Origin of the sequence: Ralstonia mannitolilytica, from assembly GCF_905397375.1 — a bacterium.
Taxonomy (GTDB): domain Bacteria; phylum Pseudomonadota; class Gammaproteobacteria; order Burkholderiales; family Burkholderiaceae; genus Ralstonia; species Ralstonia mannitolilytica.
In genome coordinates this window covers 121,827-144,360 of record NZ_CAJPVG010000008.1, presented here as the reverse complement: position 1 = coordinate 144,360, position 22,534 = coordinate 121,827, and the positions used below count along the sequence as shown (strand labels likewise).

The 22,534-nt window shown below is 66.3% G+C and carries 21 protein-coding genes and 1 pseudogene; 15 read left to right on the top strand and 7 right to left on the bottom strand.

Going from position 1 to position 22,534, the window contains the following annotated elements:
* The first annotated feature begins 307 nt into the window (after positions 1 to 307).
* Genes hxsA2 through KHN96_RS15985 form a run of 3 tightly spaced genes read left to right on the top strand, consistent with a single transcriptional unit; the run spans position 308 to position 1,678 of the window.
* Positions 308 to 580: a His-Xaa-Ser repeat protein HxsA2 gene (hxsA2, locus tag KHN96_RS15995; protein ID WP_115077066.1), complete on the top strand. Its 273-nt coding sequence runs from the start codon at positions 308 to 310 to the stop codon at positions 578 to 580.
* A gap of 58 nt (positions 581 to 638) precedes the next feature.
* Complete coding sequence (hxsD, locus tag KHN96_RS15990; protein WP_045785489.1) at positions 639 to 929, top strand: His-Xaa-Ser system protein HxsD; 291 nt, start codon at positions 639 to 641, stop codon at positions 927 to 929.
* Positions 926 to 1,678: a radical SAM protein gene (locus tag KHN96_RS15985; protein ID WP_211888724.1), complete on the top strand. Its 753-nt coding sequence runs from the start codon at positions 926 to 928 to the stop codon at positions 1,676 to 1,678. The genes hxsD and KHN96_RS15985 overlap by 4 nt, the downstream gene beginning before the upstream one ends.
* Positions 1,679 to 1,741: 63 nt before the next feature.
* Here KHN96_RS15985 and KHN96_RS15980 read toward each other — a convergent pair.
* Positions 1,742 to 2,917: pseudogene (locus KHN96_RS15980) on the bottom strand (type I restriction-modification system subunit M); the annotation flags it as partial.
* 56 nt (positions 2,918 to 2,973) lie between these two features.
* Entirely contained in the window at positions 2,974 to 3,384 is a 411-nt protein-coding gene (locus tag KHN96_RS15975) for an SRA domain-containing endonuclease (RefSeq protein ID WP_181817636.1), read from the bottom strand.
* 406 nt (positions 3,385 to 3,790) lie between these two features.
* Here KHN96_RS15975 and KHN96_RS15970 point away from each other — a divergent pair, with 406 nt between their 5' ends.
* The 7 genes from KHN96_RS15970 to KHN96_RS15940 all read left to right on the top strand — a co-directional run bounded on the left by KHN96_RS15970 (position 3,791) and on the right by KHN96_RS15940 (position 9,770).
* Entirely contained in the window at positions 3,791 to 4,159 is a 369-nt protein-coding gene (locus KHN96_RS15970; RefSeq protein ID WP_115075808.1) for a hypothetical protein, read from the top strand.
* A 282-nt stretch (positions 4,160 to 4,441) separates the two neighbouring features.
* Entirely contained in the window at positions 4,442 to 5,641 is a 1,200-nt protein-coding gene (locus KHN96_RS15965; RefSeq protein WP_062737571.1) for a DUF2252 family protein, read from the top strand.
* Between the two features lie 327 nt (positions 5,642 to 5,968).
* On the top strand, positions 5,969 to 6,778 hold the full coding sequence (locus tag KHN96_RS15960) for a FadR/GntR family transcriptional regulator (protein ID WP_115043800.1): 810 nt from the start codon (positions 5,969 to 5,971) through the stop codon (positions 6,776 to 6,778).
* Positions 6,775 to 7,602 (top strand): transporter substrate-binding domain-containing protein, encoded by an 828-nt coding sequence (locus KHN96_RS15955; RefSeq protein ID WP_115043802.1) that lies wholly within the window; start codon positions 6,775 to 6,777, stop codon positions 7,600 to 7,602. Before KHN96_RS15960 ends, KHN96_RS15955 begins: the two co-directional genes overlap by 4 nt.
* A gap of 68 nt (positions 7,603 to 7,670) precedes the next feature.
* Positions 7,671 to 8,396: an amino acid ABC transporter permease gene (locus KHN96_RS15950; RefSeq protein ID WP_062737568.1), complete on the top strand. Its 726-nt coding sequence runs from the start codon at positions 7,671 to 7,673 to the stop codon at positions 8,394 to 8,396.
* Positions 8,393 to 9,046: an amino acid ABC transporter permease gene (locus KHN96_RS15945; protein ID WP_062737567.1), complete on the top strand. Its 654-nt coding sequence runs from the start codon at positions 8,393 to 8,395 to the stop codon at positions 9,044 to 9,046. The genes KHN96_RS15950 and KHN96_RS15945 overlap by 4 nt, the downstream gene beginning before the upstream one ends.
* Positions 9,033 to 9,770: an amino acid ABC transporter ATP-binding protein gene (locus KHN96_RS15940; RefSeq protein WP_045785502.1), complete on the top strand. Its 738-nt coding sequence runs from the start codon at positions 9,033 to 9,035 to the stop codon at positions 9,768 to 9,770. The genes KHN96_RS15945 and KHN96_RS15940 overlap by 14 nt, the downstream gene beginning before the upstream one ends.
* A gap of 118 nt (positions 9,771 to 9,888) precedes the next feature.
* On the opposite strand, the gene KHN96_RS15935 is transcribed toward KHN96_RS15940, so the two are convergent.
* Positions 9,889 to 11,433: a lactonase family protein gene (locus KHN96_RS15935; protein WP_062737566.1), complete on the bottom strand. Its 1,545-nt coding sequence runs from the start codon at positions 11,431 to 11,433 to the stop codon at positions 9,889 to 9,891.
* Positions 11,434 to 11,825: 392 nt separating this feature from the next.
* On the opposite strand from KHN96_RS15935, the gene KHN96_RS15930 reads away from it, so the two are divergent.
* Entirely contained in the window at positions 11,826 to 12,161 is a 336-nt protein-coding gene (locus tag KHN96_RS15930) for a GNAT family N-acetyltransferase (protein WP_238587535.1), read from the top strand.
* A gap of 64 nt (positions 12,162 to 12,225) precedes the next feature.
* On the opposite strand, the gene KHN96_RS15925 is transcribed toward KHN96_RS15930, so the two are convergent.
* Positions 12,226 to 14,451: a response regulator gene (locus tag KHN96_RS15925; RefSeq protein ID WP_045785504.1), complete on the bottom strand. Its 2,226-nt coding sequence runs from the start codon at positions 14,449 to 14,451 to the stop codon at positions 12,226 to 12,228.
* A 201-nt stretch (positions 14,452 to 14,652) separates the two neighbouring features.
* On the opposite strand from KHN96_RS15925, the gene KHN96_RS15920 reads away from it, so the two are divergent.
* A complete protein-coding gene (locus tag KHN96_RS15920) occupies positions 14,653 to 15,267 on the top strand; it encodes a glutathione S-transferase (protein WP_062737565.1) in 615 nt (204 codons plus the stop codon).
* Positions 15,268 to 15,294: 27 nt separating this feature from the next.
* Here KHN96_RS15920 and KHN96_RS15915 read toward each other — a convergent pair whose 3' ends face one another.
* Entirely contained in the window at positions 15,295 to 16,461 is a 1,167-nt protein-coding gene (locus KHN96_RS15915) for an HPP family protein (protein WP_062737564.1), read from the bottom strand.
* A 240-nt stretch (positions 16,462 to 16,701) separates the two neighbouring features.
* On the opposite strand from KHN96_RS15915, the gene KHN96_RS15910 reads away from it, so the two are divergent.
* On the top strand, positions 16,702 to 18,687 hold the full coding sequence (locus KHN96_RS15910; protein WP_062737563.1) for an acid phosphatase: 1,986 nt from the start codon (positions 16,702 to 16,704) through the stop codon (positions 18,685 to 18,687).
* 4 nt (positions 18,688 to 18,691) lie between these two features.
* On the opposite strand, the gene KHN96_RS15905 is transcribed toward KHN96_RS15910, so the two are convergent.
* Positions 18,692 to 19,576, bottom strand: coding sequence for an AraC family transcriptional regulator (locus KHN96_RS15905; RefSeq protein WP_238587534.1), 885 nt, complete (start codon positions 19,574 to 19,576; stop codon positions 18,692 to 18,694).
* A gap of 219 nt (positions 19,577 to 19,795) precedes the next feature.
* Between KHN96_RS15905 and KHN96_RS15900 the strand changes: the two genes are divergently transcribed.
* Together KHN96_RS15900 and KHN96_RS15895 are read left to right on the top strand one after the other, a co-directional pair.
* On the top strand, positions 19,796 to 20,425 hold the full coding sequence (locus tag KHN96_RS15900; RefSeq protein ID WP_045785508.1) for a hypothetical protein: 630 nt from the start codon (positions 19,796 to 19,798) through the stop codon (positions 20,423 to 20,425).
* A complete protein-coding gene (locus KHN96_RS15895) occupies positions 20,406 to 21,008 on the top strand; it encodes a hypothetical protein (RefSeq protein WP_062737562.1) in 603 nt (200 codons plus the stop codon). Before KHN96_RS15900 ends, KHN96_RS15895 begins: the two co-directional genes overlap by 20 nt.
* A gap of 114 nt (positions 21,009 to 21,122) precedes the next feature.
* Here the strand turns inward: KHN96_RS15895 and metK are convergent, their stop codons facing one another.
* Complete coding sequence (gene metK, locus KHN96_RS15890; protein ID WP_045785510.1) at positions 21,123 to 22,313, bottom strand: methionine adenosyltransferase; 1,191 nt, start codon at positions 22,311 to 22,313, stop codon at positions 21,123 to 21,125.
* Positions 22,314 to 22,534: the final 221 nt, after the last annotated feature.

The window sequence follows — 22,534 nt, the reverse complement described above, 5'->3', positions numbered from 1 at the left end:
GCGGTTTGTAATTAGCCTCATCACCTCAGAGAGCTGGCCCATAAGTTGTGAGACTTATGGGCCTTTTTATTTCGACATCCCTATCTAGGGGTCGCTGTATCCGCGGCCTCGTAAGACATTCCTTCGCGGGAAAATCGTGGGTGCCATCCTGGCCAATCTCTCCACGTAGGATCTTTGGCCACCATGATTCCGGTGTCTAGATAATTTGGGGAATGGGTGAGGTTAATCCTTCAGGGGGGTTTACCCGTTTTGGTGCATGCCGTAGCCTGCGGAAAACAAACATGGGGAGAGGATAATGAAGCGATTCATGAAATCGTTCGCCGCCGTGGCATCGGGTTTTGCTGCGCACGCTGCTACTGCTGCCCAAGTGCCACAAGCGAATGTCGAGCCCGCAACGACTGCCGCGGTGCCGCAGGCGACGCAGCCTTCAGAACAGATTGCCGTCCACACCAGCCAAGGCGATGCCTTCAAGTTTGTGCTTAGGCGCTCCACGAAGGACAACAAGCTGATGGCGTGGCATTCGTCCCATGCTTCGCACGCGTCGCACGCTTCCCACCGGTCTCATTATTCGGGTTATTGATTCCGATCGTTCCGAAAATAGGCCCCCTCACGAGGGGGCCGTTTCTATTGGGTGCTGCATGTCGACTCGTTTGGAACTCGACAAGACGGTTTATCGTCTCGAAGCTGTCCAGAAGGCGGCCTATCGCTTCATTGACAGAATGACGGTCCTTATTTCGCAAGACGGCGACAAGCTAGTTTGTGAAATGACCCTTGTCAAAGGTGACGGAGATCCTTCCGGGGCGCTGCTTGCAGACTTCAAGCGCGAGCTGCTCGATCAAGAGCTGCGCCTCCAAATCAAGGAGGAGACGGCACCAACGCGCGACCTCATTTTGGCTTACGCGTTCTCTCGGACGGGTCTGCAGGGATGAGCAAGTTCGAACCACTGGAGAGCTACCTCAGCGCCAAGGGGCAGTACAAGTTGCTACCTCTGCGCTTCGAGTCGATATCTGACGATGAGGTCGTACTGACCAATGCGGTTGGGGAGTTCACCTTCCTCTCACGCAGCAAGCTCCAGGACCTTGTGGCCCGCCGCCTAGGGCCGGAGGACCCAGATTACGCGGTGCTGCGCGCCAAGCACTTCATTCGGGAAGAGGGGGATGAGGCTGCACTCGAGCTCCTAGCTTTGAAAACCCGCACCCGCCTTAGTCGTCTGGCGAACTTCACGAATCTGCACATCTTCGTAGTGTCACTACGTTGTGACCACAGCTGCCAGTATTGCCAGGTCTCGCGCCAGTCAGAAGATAAAGCTGCGTTTGACATGACACAGGAGACGGCGGACCGTGCGCTAGAACTGACCTTCCGCTCGCCGAATCCTGCCATCAAGATTGAGTTTCAAGGCGGCGAACCTTTACTCAACTTTGAACTTGTCCGCTACATCGTTGAAAAGGCCGAAACACGCGCAAGATCGGAAGGCAGAGACTTGCAGTGCGTGATTACAACCACCCTCTCTCTGGCCACAGAGGAAATTCTGGAGTACTGCAGAGATCACCGCATTTACCGACACGCTGCCCACCGCGCCGAAAGGCGGCAGGCTCAAGCGCGTGCCTATCGCCCGCATCTTCAAGAACGAAGACTTCGGGTACACCTCCATCACAGTCGAGCGACCGCTCCGAGATGAGAGCGGCAAAATCGTCCTTGGCACCAAAGGTAAGCACAAGGGCAAGCCCCAGCCTGATAGCTCGCTAATGCCCGTGTTGTAGAACATGTCGGTTGGCAAGCCGACGATGGCTTCCACCAAATCGTTCTCCAGCACATAGCGCCGGATTTCACTCTCCCCGCTACCCGCGCCGCCAGTGAAAAGAGGTGAGCCGTTGAGGACGATGCCAAAGCGGCTGCCCCCCTCCTGCGCCGGGCGCATCTTAGACAGTAGGTGCATCAAGAACAGCATCGACCCATCGGACACGCGCGGAAGCCCAGGGCCGAACCGGCCATCAAAGCCTTTCTTCTCATGCTCATCGCGCACCACTTTTTCGACCTTCTTCCATTCCACGCCAAACGGCGGGTTGGCGAGCATATAGTCGAACTTGCGGCCGGCGTGGCCGTCGTCGCTCAGCGTGTTACCAGCAACGATGTTGGCAACGTCTTGTCCCTTGATGAGCATGTCTGCCTTGCAGATCGCATAGGACTCATCGTTGAGCTCTTGGCCGTACACCGTCAGCCGCGCCTGCGGGTTGTGTTCGTGCAGGTATTCGCTGGCGACGGACAACATGCCGCCCGTGCCTGCTGTGGGGTCGTAGATCGTGCGGACAACCGCATTGCCGGGGGTGAGTTCTTCGCTATCTTCGACAAACAACAGATTCACCATCAGTCGAATAACTTCGCGCGGCGTGAAGTGCTCCCCTGCGGTTTCATTCGAGATTTCCGCGAACTTGCGAATCAACTCCTCAAACACTAGGCCCATACTCGCGTTGTCGACCTTCTCGGGGTGCAGGTCGATGTTGGCGAACTTCTCCGTTACGAGGTAGAGCAGGTTGGCCTTCGCTAGGCGCTCGATGTGCGTATGGAAGTCAAAGCGCTCGAAGATGTCGCGCGCCGCCGGTGAAAAGGCTTGCAAGTAGGCGTAGAGGTTCTGGCGGATGTGATCTTGATCGCCAAGCAGCTTGGCCAAGTCTAGCGGTGAGGTGTTGTAAAAGCTCTGGCCAGCTTTGCGCAAGAGAAACGGCTCCGGGTTCACGCCAGCCTTCGTCTTAGCTTCAAACTCGGCCAATACCTTGGCCTTAGTCGATTCCAGCACACAGTCCAAGCGCCGCAGTACCGTGAACGGAAGAATGACGCGCCCGTATTCGGATTGCTTGTAGTCCCCGCGAAGTAGGTCTGCGACCGACCAGATGAACGAGGAAAGTGCTTGATGGTTCATTGTTGTTGCCTGTGAGTGAGCGTAGCCGGTGGGGTCTGCATCGGTAGCCCGGAATTCTAAGGCGTCTGGGCCGGTGCCCGGCAGACACGGTCCTTGATGCGCTGGGCGGCTTTTCCGCTACGAATGTGTAGAGCGGTAACCGTTAGCCAGATCGCTGCCAAGCTAGTTGCCACCGCGCCAAGCCATTTCTGCGTGGTTTGCGCCTTAGACACTGACTGCATGAGCGCACCATTTACATAACCAAATGCGTCGAACTCGTCTGTGTAGCCGTGCTGCCCGCCAGTCCCCGTGAACAGAAAGATGGCCGGGGATTGTCGGGAGGGCGCGATGCCGCTTTGGCCGCTGCCTCCGAACTTTCCCGTGATCTCTTTTTTGCGGTTGTAGGCCTTCCCGATGACGAACTCGGGAATCTCGGTCGCCGTTGCAGCCTTGGGCTGAACGGTCTCCTGGTCGTTACTGGGCAGCATGCAATCCCCCCGGATTGGCTGTAAATTTTTGTGCCCATTTTATGTCACGCTAGTCCGCGCTGAGCGGTGCCCTCCGTTGCGCAAGCCCTGCGTCTTCAATCCGTGTGCACATTTCCCGCCGGAAATTAGGGGCTGCTCTTGCGCTTCGCTTTCGTATAATCCCCAGCGCTGCCGCACCAACGGCAGCCGGGTTTGGCGACCTGACATGGCAATACCAGAGAAGACGGACACCCGCCGCAGCGGTCTCGTCCGTATGCACTCGTGCATGCCCTTATGGCGGGCCGGGTGGGGAGACCTTCGGGTCTGCCGGCTTTCTCTGGGGGTCGGTTCGCCAGCCCCGCCGTCAGGCCCGCCACCCCCGTCTGGCGACGAGATGGCGAGCCTCCATCAACCCAGAGAGGCTGTCATGACTGCAAATCCCAGCGGGCACCGCCCCGCGTCTTATCCATCTCCACCCGAACCACCCACGCACGCGCCCACGTCGTCTGACGCAGGCACGCTCACAAAAAACCGTACCTACCTGAACGGCGCAATCGCAGCGCAGGCGTATCTCAGGCGCACACGCGCCGCCATGCGCAGCCACGGCCAATGCCGCCCGGGCATGCTGCGTGAGGAGCTTCAACACCTCTCCGCACACGCGTTCCCGCCGGCCTTCATCAAAGGCTTTATGGATGCGATTGATGCGTACGTATCGATGTCGCTCGGGGGCCGCGATGTCGATCCGCAATCGTGGGACGTGCTAGCCGCCATAGAGCGGCGTGGCTACAGCCAATAACAACAGATTGACGCATTCCCGTGACGGGCGGGAATGCCAGGTCCGATTAACGCCCGTGACGCCCCTCTCTCCGATACCCAGGCAACCAAGTCACCGTAGCGGGCACCGGCTCCGGCTCGATCAACGCCTTGTGCTTGCCGCTTCCGTAACGCTGAACGTATTCCCGCTCGCCCACCGCAGGCGGCTCCGCCATGGCCGAGCCGCCCACACCATGCAGGCCCCTTTACTGCTACGGCATAGAAACATGCACCTGCATGTCCCATGACACAACAGGAGGCAGGCATGCCCGAGCAAAAGCGCCCCACCAAAGCCGTCAAGCCCAAAGACCGTGGCCCGGTCCTCATGCGTCTGCGGCAGGCAAAGATGGCCAGGTCGGTGCACAGCTACGTGCGCGGCAATACCGAGAAGTTCTACGAATGGCTGGCCACGGTGCAGCCACACCTGCTGCCCGAAGGGCCCAGCATCTGGATCTGCGGTGACTGCCATGTCGGCAATCTCGGGCCCATTGGCGACATGCGGGGCAGCACGAGCATCCAGATTCGGGATCTCGATCAGACGGTCATCGGCAATCCTGCGCACGACCTCATCCGGCTGGGCGTGTCCCTCGCTACGGCGGCGCGCGGTTCAGACTTGCCCGGCATCGTCACCGCGCGCATGGTCGAAGGCCTGATGACGGGCTATCTGGACGGCATCGATCCCGACGGCGGCATGTCGCGGCCCGAGCGGCCGGCCGCTGTGCATACCGCCATGAAGGCCGCCACGGCGCGCACGTGGAAGCAGCTCGCCCGCGACCGGCTGGAAGACGCGTCGCCCACGATCCCGCTGGGCAAGCGCTTCTGGCCGCTGGCGCGTGAAGAGCAGCGCGAACTGAAGCGGCTGACGCATGAGCCCGGGCTGCTGGAGCTGGTCGGCCATCTTTACGGCAGCCATCGGGACGATGCGGAAATCGTCGACGCGGCTTATTGGGTCAAGGGCTGCAGCTCGCTCGGCAAGGGGCGCTATGCGGTGCTGGTCTCGGCCAGGGGGTGTGCCGAACGCCCGTATCGCCTGCTCGATTTCAAGGAGGCCGTGGCGCCCGCCGCACCTCGCGCACCGGGTGCAGACATGCCGCGGCACAACGGCGAACGCGTGGTTACCGGGGCGCGCCACGTCTGCCCCGAGTTGGGCAACCGCATGGCGTGGGTGCGCATGCTTGGCACAAGCTTCTTCGTGCGCGAGCTGCTGCCGCAAGACCTCAAGCTCGACGTCGAAACGCTGGGCAGCCGCGACGCCGTATCGCTGGCGACGTACCTCGGCCACGTGGTCGGCCTGGCGCATGGGCAGCAGATGCCGCGCGATGTCGCACTCGCATGGCGCCGCGATCTGAAGTCACGCCATGGCAAATCGATCGACGCACCGTTCTGGCTCTGGACGTCGATTGTCGATCTGATCGGCCTGCACGAACGGCAGTATCTCGAGCATTGCCGCGCGTGGGCGCGGTAGGCGGCATGGCCACAACTTGTCTATCGCGGCCGCTGTGGTCCCGCTTCTGGTGACGGCACGATAGCGGCGCGGCTGCGCTGCCTCCGCAATGCGTGGCCGGGCTTCGCTTGCCCCAAACGGCGGTCGGTCCAAACCGGTGCCATTGCGCACCAACTGCAAGCTTTCGCTGCCCCGTCCCGCAGCGCAGCCCTCGCTCGAGAGCGCAGCCCAGGCAATCAACCGCTCGCACGCCGGCCCCGCACACCGCACATTGCTGCATGGCACAAAACTCGCATAAGGGGTGGGCGACCGGTCAGACCACGACCGTGTCTTTCTTCAATCCGGCCCATGCACAGCATTCCATCCTCCGTCGCGCAGGCACTTCAGCGGCGCATCGTCAGCGGCGATTACCCGAGCGGCAGCCGCCTGCCGCCGCAGCGGGAGCTGGCAGAAAGCCTGGGCGTGAGCCGCGCGTCGTTGCGCGAGGCGCTGACGGTGCTCGAGACGCTGGGCCTGGTCGACATCCTGCCCAGCCACGGCGTGGTGGTGCGCGGCCAGAAGTTTGGCGCAGAAGGGGCGAGTGCCGAGCGCATGCACCGCTCGTTTGCCACGCCGGCGCTGGGCACGCTGTCGCCGCGTCAGTTGATCGACCTGCGCCTGGTGCTCGAGCCCGGCTGGACAGCGCTGGCCGCCGCCCGCATGCATGCCGCCGGCCTGCGCCACCTGCAATGGCTGCAACAGCAGTTGGCCCATGCGCTGGCGCGCAATGACCTGCTGAGCGCGGCCGAGGCGGATTTGCACTTCCACCTGCTGCTCGCGCAGTTGTCGGGCAACCCGGGGCTGATGGCGATGGCGGGCCAGCTGGAGCACGCCATCGGCCACAGCCTGCGCCTGCCGTTTGCGCGCAATGGCGCAGACGACCACCCCGCGCACGAGCACGACGCCATCGTGCAAGCCATTGCCGCAGGCGATGCCGCCGCCAGCGCAGAGGCCATGCGCGCCCACCTTCTATCCGCCGCACGCCGCAGCGGCATCGACCCGAGCGCGCCGCAGCCTTCGCAGCATCCAGCGCCGGAGCCTTTGCCCGAGCCTTTGCGCTACGCCCCGATTTCTTTTCGCCTCGTCTCCATTTCTGAATCTGAAGGAGTATTTGAATGACTCGCCTTGCCGTCCGCCACACCCTGCGCTCCACGTCGCGCCGCACGTTCCTCTACGCCGCCATGGCGGCCAGCGCGGTCGCTGCGCTGCTGCCCGGCCGCCCGGCACATGCCGATGCGCTCGCCAACATCCAGAAGGCCGGCGTGATCCGCGTGGCGATCCCGAACGACTTCCCGCCGTTCGGCTCGCTCGGTCCGGATCTCAAGCTGCAGGGCTATGACATCGACATGGCCAACCTCGTCGCCAAAGAGCTCGGCGTGAAGGCCGAACTGGTGCCCGTGACGAGCACCAACCGCATTCCGTTCCTGACCACGGGCAAGGTGGACATCGTCATCTCGAGCCTCGGCAAGAACCCCGAGCGCGCGAAGGTGATCGACTTCACGCAGGCGTATGCGCCGTTCCCCAAGAGCGTGTACGGCCCGAAGGATATGTCGATCAAGAAGCCTGCAGACCTGGCCGGCAAGACGATCGGCGTGACGCGCGGCTCGACGGAAGACCTCGCCCTCACGGCGCTGGCGCCGGCCTCCGCCACCATCAAGCGCTATGAAGACAACAACGCCACTGCGCAGAGCTACCTGATCGGCCAGGTGCAGCTCGTCACGCTGGGCAACATCGTGGCCAACGCGGTCAACGAGCGCACGCGCCTGCGCCAGCTCGACGTGAAGTTCCCCGTGGAAGACACGCCGTGCTATGTGGGCGTTGGCAAAGGTGAAACCGCGCTGCTCGACAAGGTGAACGCCGCCATCACCAAGTTCAAGACGGACGGGCGCCTGAACGAGCTGTCGCAGCGCTGGATCAAGATGCCGCTGCCCACCCAACTGTAAGCACGCCGCATCCGCATGGGCCGCACGCCAGCGGCCACGTGCGGCGGCCCGGCATCCGGGATCTTTCTATGGCTTATCAATTCGACTTTGGCGCGGTCTTCGGTTACAGCGGCCAGCTGGCGCAGGGTGTGGGCTTTACGCTCGCGCTCACGGCGGCGGGCGCGCTGGCGGGCGGCGCCATCGGCATCGCCGGGGGCGTGTGCCGCGCGTGGCGCCTCCGGCCGTTCAACGCACTCTTCAAGGTGTACGTGGAGGCCATCCGCAATACGCCGTTTCTCGTGCAGTTGATGTTCGTGTTCTTCGGCTTGCCGTCGCTCGGCGTGCAGATCAACGAGTGGCAGGCCGCATTGCTCACCACGGTGGTCAACCTCGGCGCGTACATCACCGAGATCGTGCGCGCGGGCATCCAGGAGACGCCGCGCGGCCAGCTGGAAGCGGCCAGCGCGCTCGCCATGGGCCGCTGGGCGATCTTCCGGCACGTGGTGCTGCGGCCCGCGCTGCAGAAGGTGTGGCCCGCGCTGAGCAGCCAGATCGTGATCGTGATGCTGGGCACGTCGGTCGTCTCGCAGATCGCCGCGCAGGACCTGACGTTTGCCGCCAACTTCATCCAGTCGCGCAACTTCCGCGCATTTGAGACGTACCTGATCGTCACCGCGCTGTACTTCGCGCTGGCCTTGCTGCTGCGCCAGCTGCTGGCGTGGGTGGGGCAGCGCTTTGTGGTGGTGCGCCGGGCGCCCGCGGCACCCGCTGCCGTGCGCACCGTTGCGACCACGCCTGCGGAGACCGCCGCATGATCGCCGATATCCCTCTGTTGCCCATCCTGCTCAAGCTTGGCGAGGGCCTGCTTGCCACGCTGGTGCTGTCGCTCATGGCCTTTGTGCTGGGCGGCACCGCTGGCCTGGCGGTGCTGTTTGCACGCGTGGGCCGCAACGCCAGCCTGCAGCGCGTGAGCAAGGCGTACATCCAGGTCTTCCAGAACACGCCGCTGCTCATGCAGATGTTCCTGGTGTTCTTCGGGGCGTCCATGGCGGGGTTCGAGATGTCGCCGTGGACGGCCGCCGCCATCGGCCTGACGCTGTACACCAGCGCCTACCTGGCCGAGGTGTGGCGCGGCTGCGTCGAGGCCATCCCGCGCGGGCAGTGGGAAGCGTCTTCCAGCCTGGCGATGGGCTACTTCCAGCAGATGCGGCACGTGGTGCTGCCGCAGGCGGTGCGCCTGTCGATTGCGCCCACGGTCGGGTTCTCGGTGCAGATCGTCAAGGGGACGGCGGTGGCGTCCATCATCGGGTTTGAAGATCTGTCCAAGCTGGGCTCGGTGCTGGCCAATGCCACGTTCCAGCCGTTCCTCATCTATGGGCTGGTGGCGCTGGGGTATTTCGCGCTGTGCTGGCCGCTGTCGCTCTGTGCCTCTCATCTGGAAAAGAAGCTCTATGCCGCTCGTTGATCTGTGCGCCGTACACAAGCATTACGGCAACAACCATGTGCTCAAGGGCGTGGACTTGCGCGTGGAAAGCGGCCAGGTGGTCGCCATCATCGGGCGCAGCGGCTCGGGCAAGAGCACGCTGCTGCGATCCATCAACGGGCTGGAGGCCATCGACGACGGGCAGATCGTGGTCGACAACGCGGTGCTCAAGGGCTCGCAGGCCACGCCCGCGCAACTGCGCGCGCTGCGCCTGAACGTGGGCATGGTGTTCCAGCAGTTCAACCTGTTTCCGCACCTGACGGCGGGCGAGAACGTGGCGCTGTCGCCCGTGGTGGTCAAGGGCATGAGGAAGGCCGACGCCAATGACCTCGCGCGCCAGATGCTGACCAAGGTGGGCCTGGCCGATAAGTTTGATGCGTACCCCGACCAGCTCAGCGGCGGCCAGCAGCAGCGTGTGGCCATTGCGCGCGCGCTGGCCATGCAGCCGAAGGTGCTGCTGTGCGACGAGATCACGTCGGCGCTCGACCCGGAGCTCGTCAACGAGGTGCTGGCCGTGGTGAAGCAACTGGCCGCCGAAGGCATGACGCTGATCATGGTCACGCACGAGATGCGCTTCGCGCGCGATGTGGGCGATCAGCTCGTGTTCATGCACCAGGGGCTGATCCATGAAAGCGGCCCCGCCAAGGAGGTGTTCGCCAACCCGAAGACGGCGGAGCTGGCGGCGTTCATTGGGGCGGTGCAGTAGCGCCGGAAAGCGCCTCGGGTGACTTGCGATGGCTGGCCGCGCTGTCTGCGCGCCCGGCGCACAAAGCCCCTTGTGCGAGCAAGGGGCTTGGCGCTTCTGCAGGCCGCTGCAGTGCGGCTCAGGGCACGGCCACCAGCGCCATTCCGCGCGGCAGCAGGCCCGTGGCCGCGGTGCCGCTGGGCACGGCCGTCAGCTTGCCGGTGGTGGCGTTGATGCTGTATGCGGTGACGGTGTTGTCATTGGCCGTCACCACGTAGGCAAACGTGCCGGCCGGGTTGATGACGATGGTGACAGGGTTGGCGCCCGTGGCGGTGGTGTCGACCAGCGTGAGCGCCCCGTTGGCGGCGTTGATGGAGAACACGCTCACGTTGTTGCTGAGGATGTTGACCACGTACAGGAAGTTGCCCGCCGGCGACACGGCCATCGTATAGGGGTTGGTACCTGCCGTCACGGGCGAGCCCGATGCGGTCAGCGCCCCGGTGCCATCGATGCTGTACACGCCGAGCGTGTTGTCTCCGGAGTTGGCAACGTAGGCGAACTTGCCGTCGGGCGTGAGGGTGATGTACTGCGGCACGCTGCCCGCCGTGACGGTGCTTCCCACCTGCGTGAGCAGGCCCGTGGTGCTGTTGATGGCAAACGCCATGGCCGTGCCCGTTGTGTTGGCGGTGTCGGCATTGACGACATACGCGAACGTGCCAGCGCTGTTGGTGGCGATGGTGTACGGGTTGACCCCGGCCGGGATCACCGTCGCCGGCGATGAGAGCGCGCCCGTCGTCGTGTTGACCGAGAACGCCGAGAGCGTGTTGTCTCCAAAATTGGCGGTGTACACGAACTTGCCGCTGGGCGTGCGCGTAATGCTGTAGGGCTGGCTGCCGGTGGGCGTGGGCGAGCCCACCACGGTGAGCGCGCCGGTGGTCTGGTTGATGGACAGCGTCGTCACGGTGTTGTCGTTGGCGTTGGCCACGTAGACGAACTTGCCCGCCGGATCGATCGTGAGCGACAGCGGCTCGTTCCCCACGGATACGGCGGTCGAGCCGATCTGCGTGGGCAGGCCGGTGGTGGCGTCCAACGTGTACGCCGAGACGGTGCCGTCGAGCGAGTTCACCGCATACCCGAACAGCGGCCGCAGCGTGCATGTGACGGCAATGTTGGTCACGTTGGCGGTGCCGACCGTGCCGGTGCCGTTGGCGACGGTGCAGTTCTCGCCCGAGGGCCGCGTGCCGACCGTGGCCGCATACGGCTTGCCCTGCGCAAGCCTGGTCGGAAACTGGAAGCTGCCGTTGGCGCCGACCGTCACCGCATCGCCGCCGTTGTTGAGCAGCGTGACGCTCTTGCCGGCGGCCAGGCCGCTGACCGTGCCGCCAACGGAATAGGTGGCAGGTACGGGTGTGGGCGTGGGGGCCGGTGCCGGGCTCGGTGCAGGCGCAGGTGTTGGCGTTGGCGTGGGGGTTGGCGCCGGTGCGTTGTTGCCGGTGGGCGGCGTGGTACCGCCGTCGTCGCCGCCACCGCAGGCCGTGAGCCCGACCGACAGCGCTGCGGCCATCACCAGCGCCGCGCCTTGCAGGCCGTGTGTGCGTCGCTGCGACGGAGGAATCGGGGCCGGCGAGGGCTGCCCGGTTGCGCTGCAGATGCGTGCCGCTTGGGCTGTGAAAAGCTTGGCCATGATTCCCCCTCGTTGTCGGTGTCACGTGTTGCGTAGACCCGCGCTTACGGCAAGCATAGAAACGCGCAATGGGGTGCCGACATAGGCCAATCCGCCGACAAGGTCCTCGGCCTCATGGACGGAGGCGCGGCTGTAGGTGCACGCCAGCGCGCGTGGTAGAGCGGCGCATTCGGCGCGATACTGGCACTCGTCAGGGTTTGCGCGCGTTCACGTCTTGCCATGTCCACCTCGCCCGGCAGCATTGCCATCCGTCCTCGCACCACCGCCGATGTGGCCGACTGCCGCGCCATCCGCCTTGCAGCGCTGCAGGGTGCACCGGAGGCCTTTGGTTCGACGTACGCCGCTGAGGCCCCCTGGCCTGGCAAGCGTTTGCCAAGCGGCTGGCGACGTCGGTGGTGCTGGGCGCGTATGACGGCGCAGGCATCGCCGGCATGGTCGGCTTCAAGGCGCAGACCGGCGCCAGGCACGCGCAGAAGGGGTTTGTGGGGGGCTACGTGGCGCCACGGGCGCGGGGCCGCGGTGTGGGCCGGGCGCTGATGGACGGCATCGTGGCGGCGGCCACGGGCCGGGTGGAACAGCTCACCCTGTCCGTCGTGCGCACCAACGCGGCGGCGCTGGCCTTGTATGCGCAATGCGGCTTCACTGCGTACGGCCTGGAGCCGCGCGCGCTCAAGTCTGCGCAGGGCTATGCCGACGAAGTCCGGATGGTGCGTTTCCTGCCGGTGTAGGTGCGGCGCCTACGTTGGCACGCAGGCACCGCCGTACTGCAATCGGCGGGGTGCACCGCGGCGACTATGCCGCGTGCGTCGCGCTGCGCGGCGGGCCGGCGCTCAGCCAGGGCGCCAGGGCCTGCTGCAGGGCCGACAGATCGACGGGTTTGCCCAGCAGCCGGGCCCCCGCAATCGGCTCGCCGATCTCGGCGTGCGTGCCGTAGCCGGACATCAGGATCACCTGCATCGTCGGCTGACGGCGCACCAGAGCGCGGGCAAGGTCGGCGCCGGATTGCCCAGGCAGGGTCAGGTCCGCCAGCAGCACGTGGAACGGGCGCGTGCTGGCCAGGGCCAGGGCGTCTTCGGCGTTGGCGGCGGCCATGCAGTGCAGGCCGAACCCCGTGAGCAATTCGTGCATGGCCTCGCGCGAGGCGGCGTCGTCTTCCACCAGCAGCAGCGTCGGGCTGGCGGCGGGGCGTGCGACGCTGATGTCGGCGTGCGGTGCTGTACTGGCGGCGGCCAGGGCGGCGGGCACGGGGGCCGGTGTCGTCTTCTGGGCGCCGCGGTGGCTGTCGAGCACGCTGCGCACGAGGCGGGCCAGGTCGTCGCGGCGGTACGGCTTGCCCAGCAGCGTGACGCCGGCGGGCAGCCGGCCGTCACGCACGACCTCGTCGCGCGTGTAGCCCGAGGCCAGCAGCACCGGCAGCGGCGGCACGCGCTGCGCGGCCCGGATCGACAGCTCGCCGCCCTTGATGGCGCCCGGCATGATCACATCGGTAAACAGCAGGTCGATGTGCGTGTCGCTGTTCATCAGCTCGAGCGCGGCGTCGCCGTTGGGGGCGGTCAGCACGCGGTAGCCGAGCTGGGTCAGCATGTCGACGGCCGTGCAGCGCACGTCGGTGTCGTCTTCCACCACGAGAATGGTTTCGCGTCCGCCCTGGGGGACGGGCGCGGCGGTGGCTTCGTGTGCACCGGGGGTGTCGGCCGGGGCGGCCTCGGTGCAGCGGGGGAAGTACAGCTGCACCGTCGTCCCCTTTCCGACCTGGCTGCGGATGACGACATGCCCGCCGCTCTGCTTGACGAAGCCGAACACCATGCTCAAGCCGAGGCCCGTGCCGTGGCCGTCGGGCTTGGTCGTGAAGAACGGCTCGAAGACGTGCTCGATCACTTCTGGCGGCATGCCGACGCCGGTGTCGGTGACGGAGAACACGAGGTAGTCGCCCGGCGCCAGCGCATCGAGCTCATGGCTCTGCACCTGCGTACGGTCGAGCGTGACGTTGCTGGCCGCAATGGTGAGCACGCCGCCGCCGCGCATGGCATCGCGCGCGTTGATCGCCAGGTTGAGCAGCGCGTTTTCGAGCTGGTTGCGGTCGGCCAGCACGTTCCAGAGATCGTCGGCGAGCCGGGTTTCGACCTTGACGGTTTCGCCCAGCGCACGGTGCAGCATTTCGCTCATGCCCTGGATGAGGTGTGCAGGCTCGATGACCGCCGGCGACAAGGGCTGCCGCCGCGCAAACGCCAGCAATTGCGCGGCGAGCGTCGCCCCGCGCTGCACGGCACGGTTGGCGGCGGCAATGCGATGCTGGATGCGGGGGCTCTCCGGGGCTTCCACGGCCAGCATCTGCAGGTTGCCGGCAATCACCTGCAGCACGTTGTTGAAGTCGTGCGCCACGCCGCCGGTCAGGCTGCCGATGGCTTCCATCTTCTGCGCCTGGCGCAACTGCGCTTCCACCTCGGCGCGGGCAGCCAGCGCGTCGGCCACGCGTTGTTCCAGCGTTTCCGTCAGCTGGCGCAGCGATTGCTCCGCGGCTTGGCGCTCGCGCTCGGTCAGCACGCGCTCGGTGGTCTCCACCACGATGGCGAGCACGCCCGCCGGATTGCCGTCGTCATCGGGTAGCGGGCTGTAGTAGAGGTCCATCCAGACGTCTTCGGGCCGGCCGTTGCGCAGCAGTACGAGTTCCTTGTCGCGGTACGACAGCGTGCCGCCGGCCAGGCAGACCTCCATGACGTGGCGGTTGAAATCCGCCACCTCGGGCCAGCCGAGTTCGACCGGGCAGCCGAGCAGATACGGGTGCCGGCCGCCGGCAAAGCCGGCATACGCGTCGTTGTAGATCATGTAGCCATGCTTGCCCCAGAGCATGACGAGGGGCACCGGGCTGGCCAGCACCATCTGCACGGCCGCACGCAGGCTGTGCGGCCAGGCGTCGATGGGGCCAAGCTCCGTCGCCGACCAATCGAATGCGAGCACACGTTGCGCCATCTCACCGTTCCAGCCGGGGCAGTCATGGTGATGCGCGAGAAACGGCATAGGGTCTCCTGTGTGGCCGAGTCACTGCAATGAACGTGAAGGCATTTTAGAAACGCACGCACCCAGCTGCATACCGCTCGCAGGGTGCACGGGGCGGCACCGGTGGATGCCGCGGACGCAGGAAACGTGCCCAAGGCAGCCAGCGCGCTCGGCCATGGCTGACTATCATGGACGTCCCTTTCACACACACCAGGAGAACCCATGAAGTTGATCGGCATGCTCGACTCCCCCTACGTGCGCCGCACGGCCATTTCGCTCAAGCTGCTCGGCGTGCCGTTCGAGCATGCGTCGGTGTCGGTCTTCCGGCATGTCGACCGCTTTCGCGAGATCAACCCGGTGGTGAAGGCGCCCACGCTCGTGTGCGACGACGGCACGGTGCTGATGGATTCGACGCTCATCATCGACTACGCGGAATGTGTGGCCGGCCGCAGCCTGATGCCCGCCGAGATTGCCCGGCGCCAGCACGCGCTGCGGGTCATCGGCCTGGCGCTGGCCGCCTGCGAGAAGGCCGTGCAGATCGTCTACGAACACAACCTGCGCCCGACCGAGAAGGTGCACGGGCCGTGGGTGGAGCGCGTGCACAGCCAGTTGCTGGCCGCAGTGGATGCGCTGGAGGCCGAGTGGAAGGACGTACCGCTGCCGGTGGAGGCCGGCGAACTCACGCAGGCCGGTGTGACGGTGGCCGTGTCGTGGGCCTTCATCCAGCTGATGGTGGCCGACCGCGTGCCGGCGGCGGACTACCCGCGCCTGGTGGCGTATTCGGCGGCCGCCGAGCAGTTGAGCGTGTTTCGCGACACGCCCATCGACGCGGTCTGACGACCTGACGATGCCCGGCCGCGCGCCTCAGGCGCGCTGCGCCGTCTGCGTGGGGTGCGGCTCGATGTTGGCCTGGCGGTACAGCCCGCCCACGAGATCGGACTCGGTGACGATGCCGGCCAGCCGCCCGTCGGCCTCGAGCACGGGAATGTGGTGGTGGCCGGCGCTGGCAAACATCGGCACGAGATCCGACATCGACGCGCTGGCCGGGATCGTCTGCACGCGCGTCTTCATGTGGTCGGCCACGCGCGGCGGGGTGAGCGCGCCGATGCTGAACCACCGGCGCAGGGTCTGGCGCAGGTCGGCGGGGGCGAGGCCCAGCAGGTCGGTGCGGGTGACGATGCCGACCACGTGCTGCCTGTCGTCCACCACCGGCAACGCCTTGAAGCCGTGCTGGCGCAGCAATTGCAGCGCGCGCGGGATCGACGTGTTGGCCGTCACCGTCACCACCGGGCGGGTCATGATGTCGGCGCAGGTGAGCGCCTGGAACGTGCGCGTGTAGGCCTGGAGCTGCATCTCACGCAGCACGGCTTCGATGTCTTCCGGGTCGATGTCGAGCAGCTCGCTCTGGCGGCGCAGCGCGGCGACGATGTCGGCGCGGGTGAAGCCGGCGGCGGTGGGCGGGCGCTCTGCGGCGGGCAGGCGCTGCGCGTGCGGATACCGGTGGCCGGTGGCGGCGTGATACACCAGCGCGCCCACCAGCAGCAGCGCCGACTGGATCAGGATCGGCTCGGCCACGAAGCGATAGCCCAGCGCATGCACGGCCGGCCCGCCGATCACCGCCGTGAGTGCCACCGCGCCCGAGGGCGGGTGCACGCAGCGCAGCGCGAACATGCCGCCAATGGCCGCCGAGATGGCCAGCGCCGAGGCAATCACAGGATCATCGACCAGCAGCGCGAACGTCACGCCCACGGTGGCCGCGACCAGGTTGCCGCCGATGATCGACCACGGCTGCGCCAGGGGGCTGGCCGGCACCGCGAACAGCAGCACGGCCGAGGCGCCCATGGGTGCCACCAGCAGCGGGATCAGCGTCGGTGCGCCCGGCACCAGCTTCATCATCGTGCCCGTAAAGAGAATGCCGACGAGCGCGCCGACGGCGGAGCGCACGCGCTCGCTCCAGCGCACCGTGACGGGGGCGGGGACAAAGCTATGGAGCCAGCGGCGCAGGGCGGGGGGCAGGAACGGGGCGGACATGGTCGACGGGACGGCGATGGCCCGTGAACACGCGCGAGGCTTCACCAGAAGTCACAAAAATGCAGCCGGCGATTCTATCACGCTGTGACATAACCGGCCGCTGCCTCTGCCCTTACGCGCCGTGCCTTGAGGTGGTGCAGCGGCGCGCACGTTTGTCACGCAGCCGTCACGCGCGTTTCACACGCTGGGCCGAGACTGCCGGGCTTCCAGCGTCTCTTTGGCCGACGGCCCGCCTGCACCATGTCTTCTCTCGCCCGCTCCGTTGTTGTCCGCCCGCGCGTGTATGCCAGCCTGGTGGCGCTGTCCGCGGTGCTCGCGCTCGCTGCCTGCGGTGGCGGCGACGACACACCTGCCAGCACGCCGGTAGCCACACAGGCCATTCCGGCACCCCCGGCAGACCCGGGCTTCGTCGACACGGCCGCCGCGCCCAGCGGGGTGCCGCCCTTTGTGGACAACATCGCCACGAACCAGCGCGGCGACGCGCGGTACGCCACGCTCGGCACCAATGCCGGGGTGCGGCTGTTCACGCGGTTCCTCGATCTGTGGCAGCCGCTCACGGAGATCGTCGACGCGGGCGTGAACGCGCCGGCCAACGGGGCGTTTCCGGCGGTGGTGGCCTCCAGTTGGACGGGCTTGCCCAACGACGGCACGCCGGGCGGCACACCGCTCAATCTGCCGGTCCTGAACGCAAACGTGCAATACGTGGTGAACGCGACGACCAACCGCACGCAGGCCCAGGCCGATGCGGCCTACTTTGACGACCGCCGCGGCAAGGGCTACAGCGTGACCGACGGCATGGGGCCGCTCACAGCGGCCTGGCGCACGCTGGCGCAGCAGACCACGTCCATCACCACCATCCCGGCGGACGCGAGCACCGTGCTCTACAACGATAGCGGCAACAACACGGGCGTGGGCACCGCGGGCGGCAACACGGCGTTCGGCAAGGTCGTCGACCTGATCAACACGCTCGGCAACAACGCCTCGACCGAGCCGGCCAAGCGCTTCTACAAATATGCGCGGCCGTATCGATGGAGCAGCAGCGTGGTCGTCGTGCCGACGCTGGTGCCGGCCGAAAGCCCCACGCCCGCCACTGATGGTGGCTTCATCAGCGGCCATTCGGCGGAAGCCATGCGCGATGCCGTGGCGATGGCCTACCTGGTGCCCGAGCGCTTCCAGCAGATGCTCGCGCGCGGCATGGAGCTCGGTGAGAACCGCATCCTGGCCGGCATGCACTCGCCGCTGGACGTGATGTCTGGGCGCATGCTCGGCATTGCGGCGGCGGCGGCCAACCTGGCGGACCCGGCCAACGCCACGCTGAAGGCAGATGCATTCCGCCAGGCCCACGCCGGCCTGATGGCGCAGACGGGCACCGACGCCACGAGCTTCCCGGCGCTTGCGCAGTCCGGCACGCCCGCCACCGATCGCTTTGCCGACTACGCCACCAACCAGGCCAACTTCACGCGCCGCATGACCTTCGGCTTCACGCCGATCGGCAGCACGGCGCTTGCGCCGGTGGTGCCCAAGGGCGCCGAGGTGCTGCTGGAAACGCGCTTCCCATACCTGAGCGCAGAGCAGCGCCGCGTGGTGCTCAAGACCACCGAGCTGCCCTCCGGCTACCCCGTGCTCGATGATGCCGAAGGCTGGGGCCGCCTGAACCTGTTTGCTGCCGCCGATGGCTACGGCGCCTTCAACGGCAACGTGGTCGTGTCGATGGACGCGACCCTGGGCGGTTTCAACGCGGCCGACACGTGGCGCAACGCCATCTCGGGCGCGGGCAAGCTGACGCTGCAGGGCACCGGCACGCTGCGCCTGGCGGGCACCAATACCTACAGCGGCGGCACGCAGATCGCGGGCGGCGTGCTGGAGGCCGAGTCGGCCAATGCACTGGGCACGGGCGATGTCTATCTCGGTGCCGGCACGCTGGCCGTCAACGCGCCGGCGGCCGTGGCGATTGCCGGCAAGTTCACGCAGTTGCAGGGCACCACGCTGGACCTGGCCATCGGCCCGAACGGCCAGGGCAGGCTCAGCGTGGCCGGGCTCACCACGATCGCCGGCGGCACGCTGCACGTGAAGTTCGTGAACGGCTACACACCGAAGGTGGGCGACACCATTGCGGTGGTCGACGGCGCGGGCCCGAACCGCCAGTTCGCTTCCGTGGTGGTGGACGGCTTCAAGGCCACGGCCGTCTACACGGCCACCGGCATCCAGATCCGGCTCGACGCCTGAGCGCTTATCTGAGCGGCAGCAGGATGTCCGTCACGGCTTCGTGCTCGGGCACATCTGGGTAGAAGCGCACGCGCTGGAACAGCAGCGGCGCATCGCGCAGTTCCTCGCCGCTGGCGGGCAGCCATTCGGCATACAGAGAGGCGACGCTCTGGCCGAGCGTGTCGTCGGAGCCGGTATGGCGCAGTACGGCGTAGCGGCCGCCGGCCAGTGTCTTGGCCATGACGCCCGCCGCATTCGGCGCGATGGGCTCTGGCGTTGCCGCGCAGATGTCGATACGGAAGTCTTCGGGCGGCACATCGTCGGGGTCGTTGTAGACGATGTTGTACGTGGCCGAAATGCTCGGGTGCAGCCGGTGCTCGCGGCGCCAGGCGATGAAGGCGCGGAGGGTCTCGCCCAGCCGGGCCGGGTCTGCGCGGTGCTCGATGGCAGCCACGGGTATGGCGTCGCGTTCGACAATCTCGACGGACTGGGTTTGCGGTTGTGCGGGCATGTGTTGGCTCCTGAGCGCACACAGCGCGTGCAGGTCGGCGGCCCAGAGCGCCCACTCCGGCGCGGGGCGAAAGTCCGACGGCGATTGCCCCGCCTGCCTGCGGAACGCACGCGCAAAGGCTTCCGGCCCCTCGTACCCGCACGCCAGCGCGATGTCGGTAATGCGCGCGTCGTCCCGATAGGCGAGCTGGTGCGCGGCGCGCTTCAGGCGCAGCAACTGTACGTAGCGCCCGACGTTCATGCCGAACAGCAGCGTGAACTGGCGGTGGAAGTGGTACTTCGAAAACGCCGCAACGCCGGCCAGCTGCTCCACATTCAGCGCGTCTTCGAGGTGCGCATCGATGTGCGCGAGCACGGCGCGCATGCGGACGAGGTAGCGGTCGGTGGCGGTGGTCGTCAATTGGAAGGGGCTCCTGGGTGGCGATACGGTAGCCGGAAGGGGCCCGGGGCGCCTGACCGAAGTTGCTCGGTTGGCTCGCATACCCTTCTTCGAAAGGGGCGCGCCGGGCACATCGCTCTGATAGCATCCCTGAGCCCTTCCGGGGCGCCGTCCGGCGGGCGCGGACGAAGCGTAGCTGCCCGTACTGACGTTCAAACCACCACACAGAAGAATCAGGGTATGCAAAACAACAACAGCAGATTTGGGGGCGGGACGCTGGTGCGCCGCGTAATCATGGCTGCGGCGCTGGCTGGCGCGGCGTTGCTGACCGGGTGCGCAAGTACTTACGTCGACACGGCGACCAAGCTGGTGCCGCCGTCCGAGATGAAGAAGGTTGCAGACCCGAAACCGGTCCAGCTGGTGTTCGAGTTCCAGACGAAGGGCGCACCGAACCCGCGTGCCACGACGCTGCTCAAGGATACCGTCGCCAAGGAAGTGACCGACACGGGCTTGTTCGCCAAGGTCTCGACTGAGCCGACTCCGAACGTCGGCATGCTCAATGTGACGCTGAACAATGTGCCGCTGACCGACAACCCGGCCGCCAAGGGCTTCGTGACCGGGCTTACGTTCGGTCTGGCGGGCAGCGCGGTGACGGACGGCTACATCTGCACGGTCAGCTACCTGCCGGCAGGGCAGACCACGCCGATCGTCAAGACGGCGCGCCACGCTATCCACACCACGATCGGCAACGCGAATCCGCCCGCGGGCGTGCAGAAATCGGCGTCGATGCTCGATGCTGTCCAGCAGATGACGCGCGATGTGGTGAGCAACGCGCTGAAGGACCTGTCATATGACACGGCCTTCAACTGACGCCGGCGCGGTGCGCGCGCTCGGCCTCGGGCTGCTGGCCGCCGCGCTGCTGGCCGGCTGCGCCGAGATGCCGATGAGCCCGCCGAAACCCACCATCGAGAATGCGGCGAAGCTGCGCGGCGGCACCCCCGCCATCGGCCCGGTCGAAGTAGGCACGTTCACGCTGGATGCGGCGCAGTCGGCGAGCATCGACAAGGGTGTCAGCATCCGCAGCAACATGGTGCGCTCGCCGGTGGCGGGCTCGTTCGCGCAATACCTGCGCGAGATGTTGCGCGTGGAGCTGCAATCGGCGGGGCTGCTTGATGCCAGGTCGGATGCGGTGATCACCGGCACGCTGCTCGACAGCACGGTCGAGGCGCCGGTCGGCACCGGCAAGGCGGCGCTGGCCGCGCGGTTCGTCGTCACGCGGGCGGGCGCCGTCCGCTACGATCGCGCGCTGCGTACGCAGGCGTCGTGGGACTCGCCGTTCATGGGTGTCTCTGCGATCCCGCAGGCAGCCGGCCAGTACGAGGCGCTGTACCGGAAGCTGGTCGGTGCCTTGCTGGACGATGCGGCGTTTCGTGCGGCGGTTGCCCAGCAGTAGGTTGCGGTTCGGCACTCCATGAAGAGGCCACCTTCGGGTGGCCTTTTTCATGACAACGGGCAGGACACAAAAAACCGCCCCGAAGGGCGGTTTCTTGTTGAGGCGAACGCAGGCTCAGGCCAGCGCCTTCACCGGCTCGCCGGCCAGCCCGGCCGCTTCACGCAGCAGCAGCGCCTTGTCGGTCGCTTCCCAGCTGAACTCCGGTTCTTCGCGGCCGAAGTGACCGTAGGCGGCGGTCTTGCCGTAGATCGGGCGCAGCAGGTCGAGCATCTGCACGATGCCCTTCGGACGCAGGTCGAAGTGCTCGTGCACGAGCTTGGCGATCTGCTCGTCCGGGATCACGCCCGTGCCTTCGGTGTACACCGTGATGTTGATCGGGCGGGCCACGCCGATCGCGTAGCTGACCTGCACCTGGCACTGGCGCGCCAGACCGGCCGCCACCACGTTCTTGGCGACATAGCGCGCGGCGTACGCGGCCGAGCGGTCGACCTTCGACGGATCCTTGCCCGAGAACGCGCCGCCGCCGTGCGGTGCCGCACCGCCGTACGTGTCGACGATGATCTTGCGGCCGGTCAGGCCGCAGTCGCCTTGCGGGCCGCCGATGACGAAGCGGCCGGTCGGGTTCACCAGGTACTTTGTGTCGGCCAGCATGTGCGACGGCAGCACCGGCTTGATGATCTCTTCGATCACGGCTTCGCGGATGGCCTCCTGCGACATCTCCGGCGCGTGCTGGGTCGACAGCACCACGGTATCCACGCTGTGCGGCTTGCCGTCGACATAACGCACCGTCACCTGCGACTTGGCGTCCGGGCGCAGCCAGGGCAGGCGGCCGTCGCGGCGCAGTTGCGACTGGCGCTCGACCAGGCGGTGCGCGTAATAGATCGGGAAGGGCATCAGCTCGGGCGTCTCGTCGCACGCGTAGCCGAACATCAGGCCCTGGTCGCCGGCGCCCTGGTTCAGATAGTCGTCCGAGGCGCGGTCCACGCCCTGGGCGATGTCGGGCGATTGCTTGTCGTAAGCGACGAGTACGGCACAGCCCTTGTAGTCGATGCCGTAGTCGGTGTTGTCGTAGCCGATGCGCTTGATGGTTTCACGCGCGACCTGGATGTAATCGACGTTGGCCGACGTGGTGATTTCACCGGCGAGCACCACGAGGCCCGTGTTGCACAGCGTTTCTGCAGCGACGCGCGCATATTTGTCCTCGGCCAGGATGGCATCGAGGATGGCGTCGGAAATCTGGTCGGCGACCTTGTCGGGATGGCCCTCGGAGACCGACTCCGAGGTGAAGAGGAAGTCGTTTGACACGGCTGTTAGCTCCAGATTGGCTATCACGTTGCCAATCCGTTTGTGCCACGGCCGGCGACGCTTTAGCGGTATTTTGCTGCCTCGCCCAGGTTTGTGGCCCGGCCCGAGGATTCGCCCCGCAAGTTGTCAGTTAACTCGGCGAATCGCGCTATTATACGCGGCACTTTTTGGGGCCGCAGCACGGCCTGTCAAGACCCTGCTGCCCTGTCGACTGCGACCAA

Coding starts and splice junctions, on each gene's coding strand:
- hxsA2 (WP_115077066.1), top strand. CDS start 308: ATGAAATCGTTCGCCGCCGTGGCATCGGGTTTTGCTGCGCACGCTGCT.
- hxsD (WP_045785489.1), top strand. CDS start 639: ATGTCGACTCGTTTGGAACTCGACAAGACGGTTTATCGTCTCGAAGCT.
- KHN96_RS15985 (WP_211888724.1), top strand. CDS start 926: ATGAGCAAGTTCGAACCACTGGAGAGCTACCTCAGCGCCAAGGGGCAG.
- KHN96_RS15975 (WP_181817636.1), bottom strand. CDS start 3,384: ATGCTGCCCAGTAACGACCAGGAGACCGTTCAGCCCAAGGCTGCAACG.
- KHN96_RS15970 (WP_115075808.1), top strand. CDS start 3,791: ATGACTGCAAATCCCAGCGGGCACCGCCCCGCGTCTTATCCATCTCCA.
- KHN96_RS15965 (WP_062737571.1), top strand. CDS start 4,442: ATGCCCGAGCAAAAGCGCCCCACCAAAGCCGTCAAGCCCAAAGACCGT.
- KHN96_RS15960 (WP_115043800.1), top strand. CDS start 5,969: ATGCACAGCATTCCATCCTCCGTCGCGCAGGCACTTCAGCGGCGCATC.
- KHN96_RS15955 (WP_115043802.1), top strand. CDS start 6,775: ATGACTCGCCTTGCCGTCCGCCACACCCTGCGCTCCACGTCGCGCCGC.
- KHN96_RS15950 (WP_062737568.1), top strand. CDS start 7,671: ATGGCTTATCAATTCGACTTTGGCGCGGTCTTCGGTTACAGCGGCCAG.
- KHN96_RS15945 (WP_062737567.1), top strand. CDS start 8,393: ATGATCGCCGATATCCCTCTGTTGCCCATCCTGCTCAAGCTTGGCGAG.
- KHN96_RS15940 (WP_045785502.1), top strand. CDS start 9,033: ATGCCGCTCGTTGATCTGTGCGCCGTACACAAGCATTACGGCAACAAC.
- KHN96_RS15935 (WP_062737566.1), bottom strand. CDS start 11,433: ATGGCCAAGCTTTTCACAGCCCAAGCGGCACGCATCTGCAGCGCAACC.
- KHN96_RS15925 (WP_045785504.1), bottom strand. CDS start 14,451: ATGCCGTTTCTCGCGCATCACCATGACTGCCCCGGCTGGAACGGTGAG.
- KHN96_RS15920 (WP_062737565.1), top strand. CDS start 14,653: ATGAAGTTGATCGGCATGCTCGACTCCCCCTACGTGCGCCGCACGGCC.
- KHN96_RS15915 (WP_062737564.1), bottom strand. CDS start 16,461: ATGTCCGCCCCGTTCCTGCCCCCCGCCCTGCGCCGCTGGCTCCATAGC.
- KHN96_RS15910 (WP_062737563.1), top strand. CDS start 16,702: ATGTCTTCTCTCGCCCGCTCCGTTGTTGTCCGCCCGCGCGTGTATGCC.
- KHN96_RS15900 (WP_045785508.1), top strand. CDS start 19,796: ATGCAAAACAACAACAGCAGATTTGGGGGCGGGACGCTGGTGCGCCGC.
- KHN96_RS15895 (WP_062737562.1), top strand. CDS start 20,406: ATGACACGGCCTTCAACTGACGCCGGCGCGGTGCGCGCGCTCGGCCTC.